Genomic DNA, 20,518 nt, shown 5'->3' with positions numbered 1-20,518 from the left:
GGCACTACCGGCTGCCGGTCCCCATGTCATCGATATCCCGGTGCAGGATGCGCCGCACTTCCAGCACCGCCTGCGGGGTCTCCTGCACGCTGTGACCGGAAATGATCACCTTCTCCGACAACGCACCCGGCAGGTGCGCACTCCAGTACGGCACCAGCCCATCATCGGATTTCTCCACCGGCAGCTCCGGCTTGCGCTGGGCGATGATCGAGTGGTACTTCAGGCCCGCCTCAATCGGCAGCTGTGCGGCGGCCTTCACGAACGGATCGCTGGCCTTGAGGTTGTCGATGCTGTTCGGGATCTTCGGCTTGGCGGTGCCATCGACCTGCTGCTCGGCCTGTGCCAGTGCCATGAACACGTCCTCGAACTTGCCGAGAATGGTCAGCGGCAGGCGTACCAGGCGACCGATCAGGCGACCGACCTTGTTGCCGGCAATGTCGGTGCCCTGGTGCGGCGCGGCGATGAAGATCGCACGCTCCACGTTCGGCTGTGCCTTGAAATGCAGCAGCGGGCCCAGCTTGTTCTGCACCCGCTTCAGCCGTTCCCCCTTCAGGTCGTAGTTGGCCAGCAGGTCGTTCCACAGTACATCGCCGGAATCGCTCACCAGCAGGCGGGCCAGCACGCCGCCCATGCTGTGACCGATGTAGACCATGTCCTTCGACGCACGCGTGCTGCCGTTGGGATCGAAATGCTTCAGCGTGTCGTTGAATGCATTGGCGATCTCGTAGCGGTTCAGCGCGATCGGCGCATTGGTCGGGTAATAGACCTGCCACACCTGGAACTGCTGGCGCAGCTCGGGGTCACCCATGATCTCGTTGGCCAGGTTCACCCACGCTTCCGGGCTGCTGGCCAGGCCGTGCAGCATGAAGATGATGCGGCGGTTCGGGTCCCACGGCTGCATCAGGTAGATGTGCGGCTCGCCGATGCCCTCGCTCATGCCGAACAGGGTACGCAGCGACTGCCGGGCGAAGCCACTCTGCGCCAGCCACAGGCCGTAGGCGGCAGTGAAGTTGCCGGCCAGCGGTACCTGCTCACCGTGCAGAGTGATGCGCTCGGTCGCTTCCGGCGAATAGGCATCCAGCTCGACCCGGCGCGTGCGCATCACGTCTTCCAGGCTGCTGCCCTCGAACCGCAGCAGTGCGGTGACGTTGATCGAGGACATCTCACTGAACTCGGGCACCGAATCGTCATGGCGGTGGCGGCGGCCACGACGCTCGTCGTCCTCGTCGTCCTGCGCGGTTTCAGCCTTCGGGCCGTCGGGCGCGATCACTGGCGCGACCAGTTTCGGCGGGTCCATCACCATCACCAGTTCGGCACCGAAGCCATCGCGGCGATAGGTGCTGCGCAGGCCAACGAAGCTGACCGTTCCCGCTGGCACCAGCTGCGCCGGAATGCTCTTCAGACCCAGCTGCTGGTAGTTGGAGGCCAGCGACCAGCTACCGACCGTGAGCGGCTTCGTATAGTCCTCGCCGGCCAGCGCAGCGGCGCGTGCGCGCACGAACAACACCACCGCCGCCTTCTCGGCCGCGTAGTTGTAGTAGTCGCGCACCTGCGTCTGCCGGTCCTCGAAGGCCCGGTCGGACGGTGAGCGGCCACTGTAGAACAGGTAGGCATAGGCATAGCGCGCGGCTTCCAGCCAGGCATCCAATGCCGCATCGCTCATCGGCGGATCGCCTGCGGCGGTCTTCTTCGGCGTCATCGCCAATGCAGCCTTCACCCACAGCTCGGACAGCGCCGACAGCCGCTGCTCGACATTGAGGTCGTCGGTCATCAGCAACGTGCTGCGGCAGACCAGGAAGTCCTTCTCGCACTGCGATTCGTCCAGGCCCGCTGCGCTGAGCGTTTCACGCGCGGCGGGGCTGAGCTTGCCAGTGTTGAGCACATCCGCGCGCTTGTTGACCAGTGAATCACTGGATTTGACCTGCTTGACGGTAACCATCGCGCAGCCGCTGCTGCCCAGCAGCAGGAAGGCGGCGAACAACACCGGCAGCAGGCGCTGCCAGCGGGTCAGAAAGAGTTGGGTCATTACTGCGGGTCCTGCTCGGTGCCGGGCACGCCCTGGCGGATCACGGTGGAGAAATGCTCGCCATCACCCAGGTCCAATGCGCGCTGGGTGATGCGGCCCTTGTCGTGCAGCTCGGCGTACGGCATGCCCGGCGTGAGCGCACCGACCTCCTGCGCGTACTCGGCCAGATAGCCGGACAGCAGCAGGCGGTAGTCCAACGGCAGGCGCGGTGCGATGTGGCGGGCCAGGTCGAAGACGATGGTCGTGCAGTTGCTGGTCAGCGTGTTGTAGAAACCCGGCTTGGCATCCAGTTCACGCGCCTGTTCGATGTACGCAGCGAACAGTTCCTTCAGCTGCGCGCGGTCCATGCCATGCAGACGGTACAGGTAGACATCCTCGCCCCGCGCGTTGGTGCGGGTGCGGATGATGTCGGTCTCCTCCGAAGCCACCAGGGTCATCTCGAACTTGCGGAAGAAGCCGCCCAGCGCGGAGAACGACTCACCGCGCTCCTTGCGGATCTCCAGCGAGAACACCACGTGGCGACCATCCTCGAAACCGAACGAGATCAGCGTGTGGGCGATCGCCGGGCCCATCCAGTACGACAGCACCAGGTCGGCCGAGCGCAGCTGGTCCAGGTCGTATTCGCGGCGCACCCAGTGCGCGTCGTAGTCGGTTTCACTGCGCCAGCTGAAGTCGCGCACGTTGTCCAGCACCACATGGCGCCCGTCGAAGGACACCACATGCAGGCGCTGGGCCACGTCGTCGGCCCATACGCGGTCCTGGCGCGGGGTCAGCAGCAGCCACCACAGGCCGGCCAACGCCAGCGCCACACCGAAGGCCGTGCCCAGGCGGCGCGAGGCACGTCCCCGCGCGCCCCGCCAGGACGCCCACAGCGCCACCAGCAGCCACAGCACGGCCACGCCGGTGGCCAGCCAATCCGGCCCCGGCAGCTGGTAGGCCAGCAGCCCGCTCACCCACAGCGCCGCCAGCGCCATGGCACTCCCTGTCATCCAACGTCCTGCGGCGTTCACTGGCATCCTGTCGCGGTCTTGAAGCCGCATAGTTAGCCACAAGCGGGTTCACCGTGGCATCTACGGACCGTTCAGGCTGGGCAGCGCACCGTCGGCGGCGGCCTCTGCGGCCAGGTTCACTTCACAGGAGCAACGATGGGCATCACTTCCGTGGCCGGCGTTCCGGTCCAACCCCGGCACCGAGCCACCTGCCACTGCGGCACGGTCGAACTGCTGCTGGACCTGCCGGACGGTATTGTCGAACCCCGCCGCTGCGACTGCTCGATGTGCCGGCGCCGGGGGGCCATTGCCGCCAGCGTCAGCCGCGCGGGCCTGCAGGTGGTGCGCGGGCAGAACCACCTGCAGCGGTACCAGTTCAACACCCATGTGGCCGAGCACTATTTCTGTGGCGTGTGCGGCATCTACACCCATCACCGGCGCCGCTCCAACCCGGAACAGTACGGCTACAACGTGGCCTGCCTGGAAGGCATCGACCCGTTCGCGCTGGGTGTGATCCCGGTCAACGATGGGGTCAACCATCCCGCCGACCGCACCGGTTAGTGGCGCGTGCGCCGTGGCGGTGCGGCAACCTTCTGCCAGGGGGCCATGCCGCTGCGGCCTGCCCGCACCGGGCGCTTCAGCCAGGGCCGGCGGGGCGTCGCCTGCGGTTCGGTGACGACCGGGGGAGGAACAGGTCTGCGGCCGGGCCAGAGATGATCGAGCAGCCACATGGCAGGTCTCCGTGGGGGACGGGGACGACCTACGCTAGCGGCACCTGGGCAAAGAACGGGTGAGGGTGCTGCGGCAGCCAGATGACAGCCGCGCCCCCCTCAGTCCTGCGGCCGTGACCGGCCCAGGCGACGCACCAGCACGAAGAACAACGGCACCAGCACCACCGCCAGCACCGTGCCGGAGACCATGCCGCCGATCACGCTCATGCCGATTTCACGGCGGCTGACTGCGCCCGCACCGGTCGCCAATGCCAACGGAATCACACCGGCCACGAAGGCCAATGACGTCATCACGATCGGGCGCAGGCGCAGGCGTGCGCCCTGCAGGGCCGCTTCCACCGCTGAACTGCCGGCACGATAGCGGGCCTCGGCAAACTCCACGATCAGGATCGCGTTCTTGGCCGACAGGCCGATGGTGGTCAGCAGCCCCACCTGGAAGTAGATGTCGTTGACGAACCCGGCCGCGGTAGTCGCCAGCACCGTACCAATCACGCCCAGCGGGATCACCAGCACCACCGCCACCGGCACCGTCCAGCTCTCATAGAGCGCCGCCAGGCACAGGAAGATGAAAGCAATGGAGGCGGTGTACAGCCACAACGTCTGGTTGCTGGCCAGTTGTTCCTGGTAGGACAGGCCACTCCACTGCAGGTCGAACCCGGGTTGATCGGCAACCAGCGCCTGCATGCGCTGCATCGCTTCGCCCGAGCTGCGCCCTTCAGCGGCGCTGCCCTGGATCTGCATTGCCGGCAGGCCATTGAAACGCTGCTGTAGCTGCGGCCCGCGTGCCCAATGGCTGCTGGCGAAACTGGCGAACGACGCCATCTGGCCGTTGCCACCACGCACATACCACTGGCCGATGTCGTCGGGCACGCTGCGGTAGGGCTGGTCGCCCTGCATGTAGACCCGCTTGACCCGGCCACGGTCGAGGAAATCGTTGATGTAACTTCCGCCCCAGGCCGCGGACAACGTTGAATTGATGTCGGCCTGGGCCAGGCCGAGCGCGCTGGCCTGGGCATGGTCGATGTCCAGCCGCAGCTCGGCCTTGTCGCCCAGACCGTTCAGGCGCACCGAGGTGAGCCCGTCGTCTTCGCCGGCCGCACGCACCACCTGTTCCTGCGCTGACTGCAGGGCCACGCGCCCGGCCGCGCTGGTGTCCTGCAGCCACAGTTCGAAGCCGCTGGACTGGCCCAGTCCACGCACCGCCGGCGGTGCCAGTACATTGACCTTGGCATCCGGCAAGCTGCGGAAGTAGGCATTGGCGCGTGTGATGATCGCTGCAGCGGTGTTGTCGCCCGTGCGCTCATCCCAGGGTTTCAGTGCGAGAAAGCCCTGCCCCGCGTTCTGGCCGGTGCCGGCATTGTTGCGGCCGACCACCACGAACACCACATCCAGGTTCTGCTTTTCGTGCTCCATGAAGTAGCGGCTGATCTGCTCGCCCAATGCTTCGGTACGCGCCATCGGCGTGCCTTCCGGCGTGGAGAACTGGAAGGTTACCTGGCCCTGGTCTTCCACCGGCAGGAAGCCGGTGGGCATGCGCGCGTACAGCGCGACCATGGCGACCACCAGCAGCAGGTAGAACGCCATCCAGCGCCGCGGCCGGGTAACGACGCCACCGAGCTTTCCCTGGTAGGCCAACTGGCTGCGCTCGACGCCCCGGTTGAACGCCCGGAAGAAACGACCCTGTGGCTTCTGCGCCGAAGACGGCTTGAGCAGGGTCGCGCACAGCGCCGGGGTCAGCGTCAGCGCCACCAGCGCCGACAATGCCATGGCAGATGCAATCGTGATCGAGAACTGCCGGTAGATGATGCCGGTGGAACCACCGAACAGCGCCATCGGCAGGAACACCGCGCCCAGCACCACGGTGATGCCGATCAACGCGCCGGTGATCTCGCCCATCGATTTTTCGGTCGCTTCGCGCGGCGGCAGATGCTCGTCGTGGATGATGCGCTCCACGTTCTCCACCACCACGATCGCATCGTCGACCAGCAGCCCGATCGCCAGCACCATCGCGAACAGGGTCAGTGTGTTGATGGTGAATCCGGCAACGGCCAGCACGCCGAACGTGCCCAGCAGCACCACAGGCACCGTGATCGCCGGAATCAGCGTGGCGCGCAGGTTCTGCAGGAACAGGAACATCACCACCACCACCAGAACGATGGCTTCGATGAGGGTATGGATGACCCCCTCGATCGAGACCCGCACGAACGGTGTGCTGTCACGCGGGTAGGCCACCTGCAGGCCGGGCGGGAAAGTCGGCCGCAGCCGCTCGATCTCCGCGCGCACCGCATCGGCCGTGGCCAACGCATTGGCGCCGGAGGCCAGAGTGACCGAGAAGCCAGCCGCCGGATAGCCATTGAGATAGCTGCTGGTCTGGTAGTTCTCCGCGCCGATCTCGACCCGTGCGACGTCGCCCAGCAACACCGCCGCGCCATTGGGCAGCGTGCGCAGGATGATCGCGCGGAACTGTTCGGGCGTCTGCAGGCGCGACTGCGCGGTGACCGTGGCGTTGAGGCTCTGCGTCGGGCTGGACGGCATCGCGCCCAGCTCACCCGCCGTCACCTGGGTGTTCTGCGCCTGGATCGCAGCGCGAACGTCCGACGGCATCAGGTCGTAGGCGCGCAGCTTGTGCGGGTCCAACCACACCCGCATCGCATAGGCCGAGCCGAACACGTTGATCTCGCCGACACCGGGAATGCGGCTGATCGGATCCTGCACATTGCTGACAAGGAAATCGGAGACGTCCACGCGCTCCATGCGCCGGCTGGTGTCGTACAGCGAGACCACCATCAGCGAATCGCCCTGCGACTTGGCGACCGTCACGCCCTGCTGCTGCACTTCCTGCGGCAGCCGGTTGATCGCCTGATTGACGCTGTTCTGCACCTGCACCTGGGCGATATCCGGGTTGGCGCTCTGGTCGAAGGTGACCGTGATGCGCGCCTGCCCGGACGAGGAACTGGTGGACGAGAAATACAGCAGGTGGTCGATGCCCTTGATCTGCTGCTCGATCACCTGGGTGACGCTGTCTTCCACCGTCTGCGCCGAGGCACCGGTGTAGTTGGCGGTGATGTTGACCTGCGGCGGCGCGATGTCCGGGTACTGCTCCACCGGCAGCTGGGTCACCGCGATGGTGCCGAAGGCCATGATGCAGATCGCCAGGACCCAGGCGAATACCGGGCGATGGATGAAGAAGCGCGGCAGCATCTGCTCAGTCCTTCCCGACCGGTGCCGGTGCAGGCTTCACCCGCACCGTCATGCCATCGGCCAGGCCCTGCGCGCCGGCCACCACCACCTGCTCGCCGGCGGCCAGGCCATCAAGGACCAGCCACTGGTCGCCGATCGCACGCGCGGTGCGGAACAGCCGCAGCCGCGCCTTGCCGTCCTTGTCCACCAGCCACGCCTGTGCCTCGCCCTTGGGGCTGCGGTCGACCGCAGCCTGTGGCACCAGCAGCGCCTGCTGGCGGATTCCCTGTCCCACCAGCGCGCGCACGTACATGCCTGGCAGCAGCTGCCCATCCGGGTTGGGGAAACGCGCCCGCAGGGTGATGCTGCCGGTCTCCTGCTGCACGTCCACGTCGGCGAATTCCAGCGTGCCGGGCAGCGGGTAGTCGGTGCCATCGGACAAGCGCAGCCGCACCGGTGCTGTGTCGGCCTGCACGCCACCGTCGGCGATGGCGCGGCGCAGTGCCAGGTACTCATTGCTGGACTGGGTGATGTCCACGTTCATCGGGTCCATCTGCTGCACCCGTGCCAGTGGATCGGCCTGGCCCGAGGTGACCAGCGCCCCCGGCGTGAACAGCGCGCGGCCGATGCGCCCGGCAATCGGCGAGGTCACCGTGGCGAACCCCAGCCGTGTGCTGGCCGTGTCACGCGCGGCCTGTGCGGCCTGCGCCGCGGCGGCAGCCTGCTGGTCGCTGGCGATCGCATCGTCCACGTCCTGGCGCGCGGCCAGCTGGTCCTTGCCCAACGCCTGCATGCGCTGCGCCCGCAGGCGCGCGGTCACCGCAGCGGCCTCGGCGGTCTTCAGGTTGGCCTGCGCCTCGTTCAGCGCCGCCTGGTACAGCGCGGGCTCGATCTGGAACAGTGGCTGCCCGGCCTTCACCCACTGGCCCTGCTCGAACAACCGCTTCACCAGCACGCCATCGACCTGCGGGCGCACGTCCGATTCCTGCGAGGCGACGCTGCGCCCGGGTAGTTCCTGCTGCAGTGCCAGCGGCTGGCTGCGCAGGGTCAGCACGGTCACCTCCGGTGCCGCGGCGCCGGGCTTGGGCGCGTCCTTGCCGCAGGCGCTGAGCAGGCCCGCCAGGGCAAGCGCCAGCAGCGGCAGGCCCGCGGTTCGCGGCAGCCGCCAGGCACGGTACGGACGGGAGGGGTTCGGAAGGATCATCGGCTGCAGGGTTCCACGCGTGGGGGAGCGTTCGGCGCCGAATATAGAAGACGTGGCGGCACGATCCTGCTAAATCGCGCATGAAACATTTTTCATTTGCAGTCGCTGCCCACGATTGCGAGGATGCCCCTGTCCCACTCTGCACACTGGCCCATGCCGCGCGTACTCACCATCGAGGACGATCTTGTCACCGCCGAGGAGATCGCCACCGAACTGCGCAGCCACGGCTTCGACGTGGACCTGGCCAGCGACGGCAGCAACGGCCTGGCGCTGGCACGTGCAGGCGACTACGCGGTGATCACCCTGGACCGCATGCTGCCCGGCATCGACGGGCTGGCCTTGGTCACCACGCTGCGCCGTGAAGGCATCACCACGCCGGTACTGATGATCAGTGCGCTGTCGGACGTGGATGAACGCGTGCGTGGCCTGCGCGCCGGTGGCGACGACTACCTGACCAAGCCCTTCGCCTCCGATGAGATGGCTGCACGCGTGGAAGTGCTGATCCGGCGCCAGGGCCCGACTGGCGCCATCGATAACGTGCTGCGCGCCGGTGACCTGGAACTGGACCTGATGACCCGTTCGGCGCGACGCGGCGGGCATGAAATCGCGCTGTTGCCGACCGAGTTCAAGCTGCTCGAATTCCTGGTGCGCAACGCCGGCCAGGTAGTCACCCGCAGCATGCTGTTCCAGGAAGTCTGGGGCTACCACTTCGATCCGGGTACCAACCTGATCGACGTGCATATCGGTCGCGTGCGCAAACGCATCGAACAACCCGGCCGGCCGCAGCCGATCATGACCGTCCGTGGAACCGGCTATGTCTTCGACGCGCAATCCTGACCACTGGCGTTCCTCCAGCAGCAGGCTGCTGGGCCTGTACTGCATCCTGTTCGTAGCGTGGTCGAGCCTGCTGCTGGGCGTGATGTACTGGCGCATCTCGGACTACCTCAGTGACCTGACCGAATCGGGCCTGCAGCAGCGCGCCCACCTGTTCATGAGCTTCGACGGGCCGGCACTGGATGAAGCATTGCGCGACAGCCAGCGCTTCGATCTGCACCAGGTCTATACCTATGGGTTGTTCGACAAGGCCGGCATGCCGATGGCAGGCCCGCTGACAGCGATCCCCGCGGGACTGCCGCTGGATGGCAACTCGCATGCGGTGGACGGTTGGACGCTGGCTGATGGCCGCCACGACAACGGCGGCAGTGCGCTCGGCGTGGTGACCCGCGATGGCCGCACGCTGGTATTTGTGCGCCAGAACGGCAAGCTCATGGCGGTCAACAGCATCATCCTTGATGCACTGCTGTGGGGCGTGTCGCTGACCGTCATTCCCGGCCTGGTGGGCTGGCATCTGCTGCGCCGGCGCCCGTTGAAACGGATCCAGCAGATCGAAGCGGCCACCAACCGCATTGTTGCCGGCGACCTCGGCCAGCGCCTGCCGGTCTCCAGCCGTCGCGACGAGATCGATCGGCTGTCGAGCATCGTCAATGCCATGCTGGAACGCATCGAACAGCTGATGACCGAAGTCAAAGGAGTCTGCGACAGCATCGCCCACGATCTGCGCACCCCGCTGACCCGCCTGCGCGCGCATCTGTACCGCATGCGCGTGGGCCTGGACGAACAGAACCCGCATGCCGATCCACTGGACAAGGCGCTGGCCGAGACCGACATGCTGATGGCGCGCTTCGCCGCGCTGCTGCGGGTATCCGAGCTGGAGAGCCACCAGCGGCGTTCGGCCTTCGACGCGGTGGACATCGCCGATCTGCTGCAGGAACTTCACCAGTTCTACCTGCCGCTGGCCGAAGAGAAGCAACAGCTGCTGGAACTGCAGGTGGACCCGAAGCTCGGGCAACTTCGTGGCGACCGCGAACTGCTGTTCGAAGCGCTGGCCAACCTGCTGTCCAACGCCCTGCAGTTCACGCCGGCGCAGGGCCGCATCCTGCTGCGTGCGGTCGATGACCAGGGCGTCCCCAGGATCGATGTGATCGACAACGGGCCGGGCATTCCGCCACAGGACCGCACGCTGATCTACCAGCGCTTTTTCCGCGGCAGCAGCAGTGCCGGCCAAGGACCGGGATTCGGCCTGGGCCTGTCGATCGTGGCCGCCATTGCCGGCCTGCACGGCTTCCGTGTCCGCGCCGGCAGCGCCCCCGGTGGTGGCGCCTGGATGAGCATCCGCGGCGCGACGGACGGCCTGCCCTGACGCCGGGCCAGGGCGCCCCAATCGCACTTGGGAATCATTTGTATTTGAGGGCGGGCATCCGGATAATCCGCCGTCACCGCCCTTCCCGGATCACTCCCGATGCCCGCTCTGCCGTCGCGTCCGCTGCTGTACACGCTCGCCCTGCCCACCCTGCTGGCCTCGGCCATCGCCCAGGCCCAGGACACCCCGGCGGCGCGCACCCTGGACAAGGTAACGGTGGTGGCCGAGCGGGCCAGCACCGCGACCAAGACCGACACCGCCCTGACCGAGACGCCGCAGGCGATCAGCGTGGTCACCCAGCAGCTGTTCACCGATCGCGGCGCGCACAACCTGCAGGAAGTGCTGCGCTACAGCGCCGGCGTCACCGCCGATGCATGGGGGCTGGATACCCGCAACGATGCGACCTCGGTGCGCGGGCTGGACCCGGTGCAGTACCAGGATGGCCTGCGCCGCAGCTACGGTTTCAGCCCCCTCGCCCGCCCGGAAATCTATGGCCTGGAGCGGGTGGAAGTGCTGCGCGGCCCGTCCTCGGTGCTGTATGGTGCCGGCGCCACCGGCGGCATCATCAATGCAATGAGCAAGCGCCCGACCTTCGGCGCCCTCAACGGCGAGGTCGGCGTGCAGCTCGGCAGTTTCGACCGCAGGCAGCTGCAGGGTGACATCGGCGGCGCATTGAACGATGCCGGTACGCTTGCCGGCCGCTTCGTCGGGCTGGTGCGTGAATCGAACATGCAGACCGATGTATTGAAGGATGACCGCGTCTATCTGGCACCGTCGATCAGCTGGCGCGGTGAACGCAGCACCTTGACCCTGCTGGCCAGCTATCAGCATGACAAGACCGGCTCCAGCCAGCAGTTCCTGCCGCTGGCTGCGACCCTGCTGGCCCCGCCCGGACGCCGCCTCGACCCGTCCACCTTCATAGGCGATCCCGGCTTCGACCGCATCGACTCGCGTGTGTACAGCCTGACCGCGCTGTTCGACCACAGCTTCAACGACACGCTCAGCCTGCGCTCGGCAGTGCGTTACATCGATGGCAGGACCACCCTGCAGCAGATGTACGTGGACAGCTACAGCAATCCGGCTGATCCCTTCATCGACGCCGAGCGGCGCGTGGTCAACCGCACCGCCTACGGCACCCGCCCCGACGTGCAGATCTTCAGCGCCGACAATGCGCTGCAGTTCGACTTCGCCACCGGTGCCTTCCAGCATCTGCTGCTGGCCGGCGTGGACTACAGCCAGTACAAAGAGCAGCTGCAGCGGCTGGACGCCACCGGCACGCCGATCGACATCTACACTCCGGTATCGGTCGCACCGATCGTGCGTGGCTGGGATCGTCAGCCAGACCAGACCTCCACCCAGCTGGGTGTCTATGTGCAGGACCAGATCCGCTGGGCCGACCGCGTCTCGCTGGTGCTGGGCGCGCGCCGCGACCATGCACGCTCGAAGACCGAAGGCCAACCCAGCCAGACCGACAACGCCACCACCTACCGCGCCGGCCTGATCGGCGACCTCGGCGGCGGAGTATCGCCCTACCTGAGCTACAGCGAATCGTTCCTGCCGGTGTCGGGCCAGGATCTGTTCGGCAACGCCTTCAAGCCGATGCGCGGACGGCAGTCCGAGGCCGGCATCAAGTGGCAACCCGCGCGTAGCCTGCTGCTGACGCTTGCGGCGTACCGCATCACCGAAACCAATCGCCAGACCAACGATCCGGACAACGTGCTGAACGTGGTGCAGACCGGCCAGATCCGCTCCAAGGGCGTGGAGCTGGAAGGCCAGTTCCAGTTTGCCAACGACCTGACGGTCACCGCTGCCGTTGCACGCAACGAGGCTGAGGTCAGCCGCAGCAACTTCGCATTGGAAGTGGGCCAGCGCCTCAACGACACCCCGCAGGACCTGGCCTCGGCCTGGGTCTCGAAGGGCTTCCAGCTGGATGATGCCGCACGCCTGCGCCTGGGGCTGGGCGTGCGCGATGTGGGCAATACGGTGTCGCTGGGCAATGGCGGGCGCATCATCACGCCCAGCTATACGCTGGCCGATGCATTGCTGGAAGTGCAGGTAACCGACTGGACGATGGCGTTGAACATCACCAACCTCACCGGCAAGCGCTACTACGCGCCGTGCCGCACTTTTGGCGACTGCTTCGCCGGCTACCCGCGCGTGGTGACCGGCACCATCAGCTATCGGTTCTGATCACGGCCAACGCTGGCCGCCGCAGCAGCAGGTGCAACAGCACAGCGCATGCGGCGGTCAGGTCCCGCCACGGTGGCCTGGCATACGCCCGCAGGCGTCATCGACGACGCCGTTGCGCATCTGCTCCGTAGTGCTCAGGCCCAGCTGATCCACCGGATCAGCTCGCGGTCGCGGCGTCCAGGAAATTGCGCAGCACTGGCGACGGAGCTTCCGGGCGCGCGCAGAACTGCAGCGCGAAGCGCGCTGCGTCATCGGCCAACAGGCGATAGACGATTTCCTGCGAACGGAAACTGGCCATGCTGGCCGGCACGATCGCCACGCCGGCGTCCACCGCCACCAGCGACAGCACCGCGTGCATGCCCTGCGCTTCCTGCACCACGCGCGGGGTGAATCCTGCTGCGGTGCACAGGCCCAGCACCTGCGCATGAAAGCCGATGCCCTCGCCCGCCGGCCATGAAACGAACGGCTCATCGGCGAGCATCGCCACACTGACCTCCGGCGCGTTGGCCAGCGCATGTGCACGCGGCAGCGCAATCGCCAGGCGGTCGTGGTCGAAGCCGTACAGCACCAGCTCGGCGGCGGGAATCGGTGGGATCAACACGCCGACATCGATGCGCTGCTCACGCAGCCACAGCTGCTGCTGACGCGAGGTCGCTTCCTGCAGATGCAGCTGCACCTGCGGGTACTGCTGGCGGAAGCGGCGGATCAGGCCCGGCAACCGGCCATACAGCGCACTGCCCACATAACCCACGCGCAGGCTGCCAGACTGCCCGGCGGCGGCTTCGCGCGTGCGCTGCAATGCCTGCTCGGCCTGCTGCAGCGTTGCCCGCGCCTCCACCAGCAGCGTCTGCCCGGCCACGGTCAGGCCCAGGGTACGGTTGCCGCGCACGATCAGCTCGCTTCCGAGTTCGTCTTCCAAGCGTCGTATTGCCGCGGTCAGCGGCGGCTGCGACATGTGCAGGCGGGCTGCGGCGCGGTGGAAATGAAGCTCTTCGGCTACGGCCACGAACTGGCGCAGCAGGCGCAGGTCGATCATCTCGATGCAGGCAGTGGGAACCCGCCTAGGGTACGCCCTCAGCTGCGCGCGTCCACGCTGGCGCGGGCAATGGCTGGCCATTGCAGCGCCACCGACTCGATGCTGTCGGCACTGACCGCGCGCAGATCCCGCGGATACGCCACATGCTCGGCCTCCTGCAGGCGCAGTGCGTGGAACTGGCCATTGCTTGCGCGCAGCACCCATCCGCCGTCCTGGCAGCGCGTGGACGCCAGATAGGCCACGCCCTGCGCGACCGCGTCCGGATGCAGTTCGTCGGGCTCGCCGTCGATGCCCCACATGCGCGTCTTTGCCACCGGCGAAACCGCGTTGACCACGATGCCATGCTCGGCGCCTTCCAGCGCCAGCACATTGACCAGGCCCAACGCCGCCAACTTGCCCATCGCGTAAGCGGACAGCCCGCGCTGTGCGTACTGCGGATACAGCGCGCGATCGGAGGTGGTGATGACGATGCGCCCACCGCCCGCCGCGCGCATTGCCGGCCACGCCGCCTGCGCCAGCCACAGCGGCGTCTTCGCGGCCAGGGACAGCATCTGCTCCAGCGCGTTGTCCTCGATCGCTTCCAGCGTCTGGTACTCGACCCAGCCGGCGTTGTGGATCAGGAAATCGATGCGGCCGTGCTGCTGCAGCAGATTCTGCACCAGCGCGCGGCAACCGGCGCGATGGTCGATGGGATCACTGACGGCCTGCACCGATAGCCCCCGCGCCAGCAGTGCTTCGACACTGCGTTGGATGCGCTGCGGTTCCACACCGCGACCATCGGTGCCGGCACCGACGTCATGCATCACCACATGCGCGCCACGCTCGGCCAGCAGGCGGCTGTAGGCCAGGCCCAGTCCACCGGCGGCACCGGTCACCAGGCCCACCTGGCCTTCGAAGGAAATACGCGAGATCGGCTTCATGCGCCCAGCTTCAACCAAGCACGCAGGCCGCAGCCAATACCGTTCACCGCCCTCCACGATACGCGCACGCTATCGTCGAAAAGGGGACGGAGGGGATTAAGTCGTTTCAGGCACAGTAGGGCCGATTACGACTTAATCCCCTCCGTCCCCTTTTTCGCTCAGCGGCTGAAGCGGCGCGCGCCTGCCACGCAGATCACCGCGACCACGGTCACCAGCACCATGCTGAGGCTGACCGACTCGTGCAGCAGCAGCGCAGCCAGGGCCAGGCCGAAGAACGGTTGCAACAGCTGCAGCTGGCCAACTGCGGCAATCCCGCCCTGGGCCAGCCCGCGATACCAGAACAGGAAACCGATCAGCATGCTGAACACAGCGACATAGCCCAGCGCCCACCACGCGGATGCCCCGACCGCCGCGAATGACGCCGGCCGCATCAGCACCGCCAACGGCAACATCACTGGCAGCGCCAACAGCAGCGCCCAGCTGATCACCTGCCAACCGCCGAGATGGCGGGCAAGTCGACCACCTTCGGCATAGCCCAGCCCACACACCACGATCGCCGCCAGCATCAGCAGGTCAGCCTGAAGCGAGGCCTCGATGCCGTTGCGTACCGCATAGCCGACCACGCAGGCACTGCCCAGCAGCGAGAACAACCAGAACGCCGGGCGCGGCCGATCGCCACCGCGCAGTACACCGAACACAGCAGTGCTCAGTGGCAGCAGGCCGAGGAACACGATGGTGTGTGCCGATGAAGCGTGGCGAAGGGCCAGTGCGGTCAGCAGTGGAAAACCGACCACCACGCCGAGACTGACCACGGCCAGGCCCGCCAGATCGGTGCGCTGCGGACGCGGCTGGCGCAGCAGCAGCAACAGGCTGACGCCGAGCACGGCGGCAATGGTGGCACGTGCAGCGGTGACGAACCCGGCGTCCAGCTGCAGCACTGCCAGACGGGTTGCCGGCAACGAGCCCGCGAAAATCACCACGCCGATGAAGCCATTGATCCAACCACTCGCCGACCGTTCCACGCCTGTACTCCTGAAGGTGCCGGACGATGCCCGGCTGGACCTGTATGGAAGCATCCAGCGCGGAACGACCCCAGCTACAATCCAGTACAGTCGCAAGTAACTGTACTGCCCACACTTCCACTACGGTTCCGCCATGCCACGTTCGCCCACCCGCATCGAATCGGTCATCCAGTCCGTCCGCACCCGCATCGGTGCGCGAGTGGATGGCCCCGGCTCCCGCCTGCCCTCGGTACGTGCGCAGGCGGCGGCGATGGGGGTGTCGGTCTCGACCGTGGTCGAGGCCTACGAGCGCCTGGCGGCCGAAGGCCTGATCAGTGCGCGCGCAGGATCCGGCTTCTACGTCAGTGGGCCGGCCGCACCGCTGGCGCTGGCTGAAATGGAGCCGCGGCTGGACCGCGCGGTGGATCCGCTGTGGGTGTCGCGGCAATCGCTGGAAACACCGGCCGGCCATCTCAAGCCGGGCTGCGGCTGGATGCCCAGCAATTGGCTGTACCACGACGGCATGCGTCGTGGCCTGCGCCGGCTGGCGCGCGCCGATGCATCACAACTGGTCGACTACGCCGGGCCGCTCGGCCTGCCTGCGCTGCGCCAGTTGCTGCAACGGCGTTCGGCCGCAGTGGGCATCGATGCGCCGATGGAACAGATCCTGCTGACCGAATCGGGCACGCATGCGGTCGAGCTGATCTGCCGTTTCCTGCTCAAGCCCGGCGACTGCGTGCTGGTCGATGACCCCAGCTACTTCAACTACCACGCGTTGCTGAAGGCACACCAGGTGCAGGCCATCGGTGTGCCCTACACGCACAGCGGCCCGGACCTGGAAGCGTTCGCGCAGGCACTGCAGGCGCATTCGCCGCGGCTGTACATCACCAATTCCGGCCTGCACAACCCGACCGGCGCGGTGCTTTCCGCGAGCACCGCACACCGCCTGCTGGGCCTGGCCGAACGCAGCGAACTGATCATCGTTGAGGATGACATCTTCGCCGACTTTGAACTGCAGCCTGCACCGCGACTGGCCGCGCTCGATGGACTGTCGCGGGTGATCCACGTCGGCAGCTTCTCCAAAACACTGTCGGCTGCATCGCGCTGCGGCTACATCGCTGCCCGCCACGACTGGATCGAGGCGCTGACCGACCTGAAGCTGGCCACCAGCTTCGGTGGCGGTCACCTGGCGATGCAGTTGATGCACATCGCGCTGACCGACAGCGGCTACCGCCGCCACATGCAGTCGGTGCGTTCGCGCCTGGCCGATGCGCGCCGGCACACGCTGCGGAAGCTGCAGGCGCTGGGCATCACGCCGTGGCTGCAGCCGGAAGCCGGGCTCTTCCTGTGGTGCCAGCTGCCCGATGGCCGCGATGCCGCCGCACTGGCCCGGCAATGCCTGCGCGAGGGCATCGTGCTGGCACCGGGCAACGCGTTCAGTCAGTCGCAGCGCGCGGCCGACTATGTACGTTTCAACGTTTCGCAGTGCCAGGACCCGAGGATCTGGCAGGTACTGGCGCGGGAACTGCGCTGAGCTGGTTGTGAACCGGCCCGCGCAGGCGGCAGTATCCAGCCGCAAAGGCGCTTGCGCGCCGCGCTACAGTGGTATGTCCCCCGCTGCAGGAATCCGCGCATGTCCACGTTCTCCGATCCGCAGGCGGTGGCCCGCTATGCCGAAGCACCGCTGCGCCAGGTGCCCGGCTTCCTCGCCCTGCAGCAGATGAGCCGGCTGCTGCTGGCCGAACGTGTCCCTGCGCAGGGCCGCGTGCTGGTGCTGGGTGCCGGTGGCGGGTTGGAACTGAAGGCCTTCGCCGAGGCGCAGCCGGGCTGGCAGTTGCTGGGCGTGGACCCGGCCGCGCCGATGCTGGCCCTGGCCGAGCAGACACTGGGCACATTGAACGCACGCGTTGAGCTGCTGGAAGGCTACATCGACGATGCCCCGGATGTGCGCTTCGATGGTGCCAGCTGCCTGCTGACCCTGCACTTCCTCGACGCCACGCAACGCCTGCATACGTTGCGTGAACTACACAAGCGACTGCGCCAGGGTGCCCCTCTGGTTGTCGCCCACCACAGCGTGCCGCAGGATCCGGTCGGCAAGCTGCGCTGGTTGCAGCGCTACGCGGCGTTCGCCGAAGCCTCGGGGGTTGCCCACGCCGAGGCGCAGCGCGCGATCGAAGCAATTGCGGAGCGGCTGCCGCTGCTGGCGCCCGAGCAGGAAGTCGCGCTGCTGCAGGAGGCCGGCTTCAACGACGTGGAGCTGTTCTATGCCGGCTTCAGCTTCAAGGGCTGGGTGGCGTACGCCGGATGATGTCTACGGCACCACGGTAATGCCGATGCGCTGCATCAACAGCGCCACCTGCTGCACATCCAGCGTGGCGCCGCGCAGATTGGTGCTGCGCAGGTCCAGCTCGCCCAGCTCCGAGTTGGTCAGGTTGCAGTCGGTGAAGTTGGCGCTGTTCCAGTCGATACCCTCGAACTGGCCCCCGGACAGATCCGATCCTGCGAAACTGGCACCGCTCACGTTGGCGCCGTCCCAGCGGTTCTCCCACAGTTCGCACTTTTCCAGCGTCACTCGCGAGAAATTGGCATAGCGCAGGTTCGACTTCTTGATGAACGCGCTGCAGAACCAGCTGCGCGTGGTGATCTGATTCATGAAGCTGGCGTTGCTGAAGTCCGCGCCCTGCGCACGGCACTCACTGATCTCCAGGCCCAGCGCCTTGATGAAACTGAAGTGGCACATGCTGATGTCGCAACTACGGAAGCTGGCTTCCTTCAATGTGGCGCCGTTGAAGCGGCAACCGGCGCGGTTTTCAGCGTCGTAGAAGCTGCAGTTGATGAACTCGGTGGCGGTGAGGTCAGCGCCGGAGAAATCGCATTCGTAGAACTGCTGGTCGACCACTTTCTGGCCGGTGTACTGGTCCGCGCCGATGCGCAGCTTGCGGTGAACGGTGGAGGACATCAGGGATTCCATGCCAGGTGCCCCGCCATCATGCCGGGCCGCGAGGGCGATCCATAGACGTGGACGCGGGCGAATTCACCAGCAGTCCAGCCGCCCTGTGTCCCCCCAATGCCGGATGCACGTTGTTGCACGTTAATGCACGAATGTGCAGACTTGCGGCATGAGCTCCGATCCCAGCCCCCTCCCCGCCCAGCGCACCCTGCAGATCCTCGAGGAACTACGCCAGCAGGGCCGCGTGGTCGCCGCCGAACTGGCGCGCCGCTATGCCGTCTCCGAAGACTCGATCCGCCGTGATCTGCGCGAGCTGGCCGCCCAAGGCCTGTGCCAGCGTGTCTACGGCGGCGCCGTGCTGCCGCCCCCCAAGGAACGCCCGCTACGCGAGCGACTGACCCGCGACCGCGGCGACAAGGCCGAGCTGGCCGCCCGCGTCTGCGCGCTGCTGCAGCCCGGCCAGGTCGTACTGCTCGACGCCGGGTCGACCAACCTGGCGATCGCCCAGCAGCTGCCGACCGCTCTCGGCCTGACGGTGATCACCAATGCTCCGCAGATCGCCACCGCCGCCAGCATGCTTGAAGGCACCTCGGTGCAGCTGATCGGCGGCCGCCTGGCCAGCGGTGGCGGCGCGGTCGGCGCTGAAGCGTTGGCGCAGGTGCAGCGCCTGCGCGCCGACGTATACCTGCCCGGCCCCTGCGCGGTGGACGGCGACACCGGCGTCTGGGCAATGGATTCGGAAGAAGCCACGCTGAAACGCGCGATGGTGGCCTGCAGCAGCCGCGTCATCGTCGCCGCCACCACTGAAAAGCTCGGTGCCCGCGGCAACTGGCAGATCGCCAGCCTCGATGAAATCGACGATCTGGTGCTGACCACCTCGGCTCCGCCGGCGCTGGCCGCGCGCTTCCGCGCAGCCGGCATCGCGGTACACCCCACTCCGCCCTGACCGTACCGCCCATGTCCCTTGCCAACCGCGCGCGTGCCGAACAGCACGCGACCCGCGCTGCGTTCTTCATTCCCGGCTTCGCCACGGCGTTGTGGGCCACCCTGGTGCCATTCGCCAAAGCACGCACCGAGATCAATGACGCCACGCTGGGGCTGGTGCTGCTCTGCCTCGGTGCCGGTTCGCTGCTGGCGATGCCGTTGTCCGGCGTGCTGGCCGCGCGCCTCGGTTGCCGCCGGGTGATGGTGGCCAGCAGCCTGCTGATCTGCCTGACCGTGCCCGGCCTGGCGCTGGCCGGTTCGGCCTGGACGCTGGGGCTGGTGCTGTTCGTGTTCGGCGCCGCCGTGGGCGCGATGGACTGCACGATGAACGTGCAGGCCGTCATCGTCGAGCGCGAAGCACGGCGCGTGATGATGTCCGGCTTCCATGCCTTCTTCAGCATCGGCGGCTTCCTCGGCGCGGCCACCATGACCGTGCTGTTGTCCGCACAGCTGCCGCCACTGGCATCGGTGCTGATCGGCGTTGGCGCCATGCTGCTGGTGATGCTGTTGTCGGCAGCGCACTGGCACAGCGAACGCATGCCACACGACACACCAATGCTGGCCCTGCCGCACGGCATCGTGCTGTTCATCGGCGTGCTGGCCTTCGTTGCCTTCCTCGGTGAAGGCGCGATGCTGGACTGGAGCGCGGTCTTCCTCAGCGATGTGCGTCGCGTCGATGCCAGCCTCGCCGGTATCGGCTATGTGACCTTCACCCTGACCATGACCGTCGCGCGCCTGTTCGGCGACGCACTGGTGGAGCGCGTTGGCCGTGAGCGCGCGATCGTGTTCGGCGCGCTGCTGGCCGCCGCGGGCGTGCTCGTGCTGACCCTGGTCACGCCGTGGCAGGCGTCACTGCTCGGCTATGTGCTGGTCGGCCTTGGCTGCGCCAACATCGCACCGGCGCTGTTCTCGCTGGCCGGCCACCAGACCCGCATGCCCGGCGCACTGGCAATCACCGCCGTTTCCACGCTGGGCTTCGCCGGCATCCTTGCCGGACCGGCGCTGATCGGTTTCGCTGCCAATCACTTCGGCCTGATCGCCGCCTTCATCGGCGTGGCCATGGCCTTGTTGCTGGTGGCGATGTCCACGCGCTGGCTGCGGGTGTAA

16 protein-coding genes are annotated in these 20,518 nt (G+C 67.0%); 8 read left to right on the top strand and 8 right to left on the bottom strand.

All coding sequences use genetic code 11. The features are described from left to right. Positions 1-4: 4 nt before the first annotated feature. Complete coding sequence (locus ABE423_RS12135) at positions 5-2,026, bottom strand: alpha/beta hydrolase (protein ID WP_032127736.1); 2,022 nt, start codon at positions 2,024-2,026, stop codon at positions 5-7. Beyond that, complete coding sequence (locus tag ABE423_RS12130) at positions 2,026-3,000, bottom strand: DUF4105 domain-containing protein (RefSeq protein WP_125895274.1); 975 nt, start codon at positions 2,998-3,000, stop codon at positions 2,026-2,028. Before ABE423_RS12130 ends, ABE423_RS12135 begins: the two co-directional genes overlap by 1 nt. Positions 3,001-3,171: 171 nt before the next feature. On the opposite strand from ABE423_RS12130, the gene ABE423_RS12125 reads away from it, so the two are divergent. Continuing rightward, entirely contained in the window at positions 3,172-3,576 is a 405-nt protein-coding gene (locus ABE423_RS12125) for a GFA family protein (protein WP_049421554.1), read from the top strand. 269 nt (positions 3,577-3,845) lie between these two features. Here ABE423_RS12125 and ABE423_RS12120 read toward each other — a convergent pair whose 3' ends face one another. After that, positions 3,846-6,947, bottom strand: coding sequence for an efflux RND transporter permease subunit (locus ABE423_RS12120; protein WP_180854080.1), 3,102 nt, complete (start codon positions 6,945-6,947; stop codon positions 3,846-3,848). Between the two features lie 4 nt (positions 6,948-6,951). Beyond that, on the bottom strand, positions 6,952-8,130 hold the full coding sequence (locus tag ABE423_RS12115) for an efflux RND transporter periplasmic adaptor subunit (protein WP_125895230.1): 1,179 nt from the start codon (positions 8,128-8,130) through the stop codon (positions 6,952-6,954). Positions 8,131-8,283: 153 nt separating this feature from the next. Between ABE423_RS12115 and ABE423_RS12110 the strand changes: the two genes are divergently transcribed. From ABE423_RS12110 to ABE423_RS12100, 3 genes are all read left to right on the top strand, one after another. Beyond that, positions 8,284-8,967: a response regulator transcription factor gene (locus ABE423_RS12110; RefSeq protein WP_032969121.1), complete on the top strand. Its 684-nt coding sequence runs from the start codon at positions 8,284-8,286 to the stop codon at positions 8,965-8,967. Then, a complete protein-coding gene (locus ABE423_RS12105; RefSeq protein WP_125895232.1) occupies positions 8,945-10,330 on the top strand; it encodes an ATP-binding protein in 1,386 nt (461 codons plus the stop codon). The genes ABE423_RS12110 and ABE423_RS12105 overlap by 23 nt, the downstream gene beginning before the upstream one ends. A gap of 99 nt (positions 10,331-10,429) precedes the next feature. Beyond that, on the top strand, positions 10,430-12,520 hold the full coding sequence (locus ABE423_RS12100; protein WP_346486159.1) for a TonB-dependent siderophore receptor: 2,091 nt from the start codon (positions 10,430-10,432) through the stop codon (positions 12,518-12,520). A gap of 157 nt (positions 12,521-12,677) precedes the next feature. Here ABE423_RS12100 and ABE423_RS12095 read toward each other — a convergent pair whose 3' ends face one another. The 3 genes from ABE423_RS12095 to ABE423_RS12085 form a co-directional block, all read right to left on the bottom strand. Further along, positions 12,678-13,556: a LysR family transcriptional regulator gene (locus ABE423_RS12095; protein WP_180838201.1), complete on the bottom strand. Its 879-nt coding sequence runs from the start codon at positions 13,554-13,556 to the stop codon at positions 12,678-12,680. Between the two features lie 38 nt (positions 13,557-13,594). After that, positions 13,595-14,476, bottom strand: coding sequence for an SDR family NAD(P)-dependent oxidoreductase (locus ABE423_RS12090; protein ID WP_180838200.1), 882 nt, complete (start codon positions 14,474-14,476; stop codon positions 13,595-13,597). A 158-nt stretch (positions 14,477-14,634) separates the two neighbouring features. Further along, positions 14,635-15,498 carry a DMT family transporter gene (locus ABE423_RS12085; protein ID WP_012510256.1) on the bottom strand — a complete coding sequence of 288 codons (864 nt, stop codon included), beginning with the start codon at positions 15,496-15,498 and terminating at the stop codon, positions 14,635-14,637. Between the two features lie 133 nt (positions 15,499-15,631). Between ABE423_RS12085 and ABE423_RS12080 the strand changes: the two genes are divergently transcribed. Beyond that, a complete protein-coding gene (locus ABE423_RS12080; RefSeq protein WP_180838198.1) occupies positions 15,632-17,011 on the top strand; it encodes a PLP-dependent aminotransferase family protein in 1,380 nt (459 codons plus the stop codon). Between the two features lie 99 nt (positions 17,012-17,110). Next, a complete protein-coding gene (locus tag ABE423_RS12075; protein ID WP_004147038.1) occupies positions 17,111-17,785 on the top strand; it encodes a class I SAM-dependent methyltransferase in 675 nt (224 codons plus the stop codon). 3 nt (positions 17,786-17,788) lie between these two features. Here ABE423_RS12075 and smqnr read toward each other — a convergent pair whose 3' ends face one another. Next, positions 17,789-18,436, bottom strand: coding sequence for a SmQnr family pentapeptide repeat protein (gene smqnr, locus ABE423_RS12070; RefSeq protein ID WP_125895243.1), 648 nt, complete (start codon positions 18,434-18,436; stop codon positions 17,789-17,791). 160 nt (positions 18,437-18,596) lie between these two features. Here smqnr and ABE423_RS12065 point away from each other — a divergent pair, with 160 nt between their 5' ends. Together ABE423_RS12065 and ABE423_RS12060 are read left to right on the top strand one after the other, a co-directional pair. After that, positions 18,597-19,373, top strand: coding sequence for a DeoR/GlpR family DNA-binding transcription regulator (locus tag ABE423_RS12065; RefSeq protein ID WP_049400656.1), 777 nt, complete (start codon positions 18,597-18,599; stop codon positions 19,371-19,373). 11 nt (positions 19,374-19,384) lie between these two features. Then, the gene (locus ABE423_RS12060) at positions 19,385-20,518 is read left to right on the top strand and encodes an MFS transporter (RefSeq protein WP_125895247.1); all 1,134 of its coding nucleotides are present in this window, start codon (positions 19,385-19,387) and stop codon (positions 20,516-20,518) included.

The organism is Stenotrophomonas sp. TWI1409, assembly GCF_039673015.1.
GTDB lineage: Bacteria > Pseudomonadota > Gammaproteobacteria > Xanthomonadales > Xanthomonadaceae > Stenotrophomonas > Stenotrophomonas maltophilia_A.
Note: the sequence above shows the minus strand (reverse complement) of the source record. Positions and strands in the feature narration are given on the sequence as shown.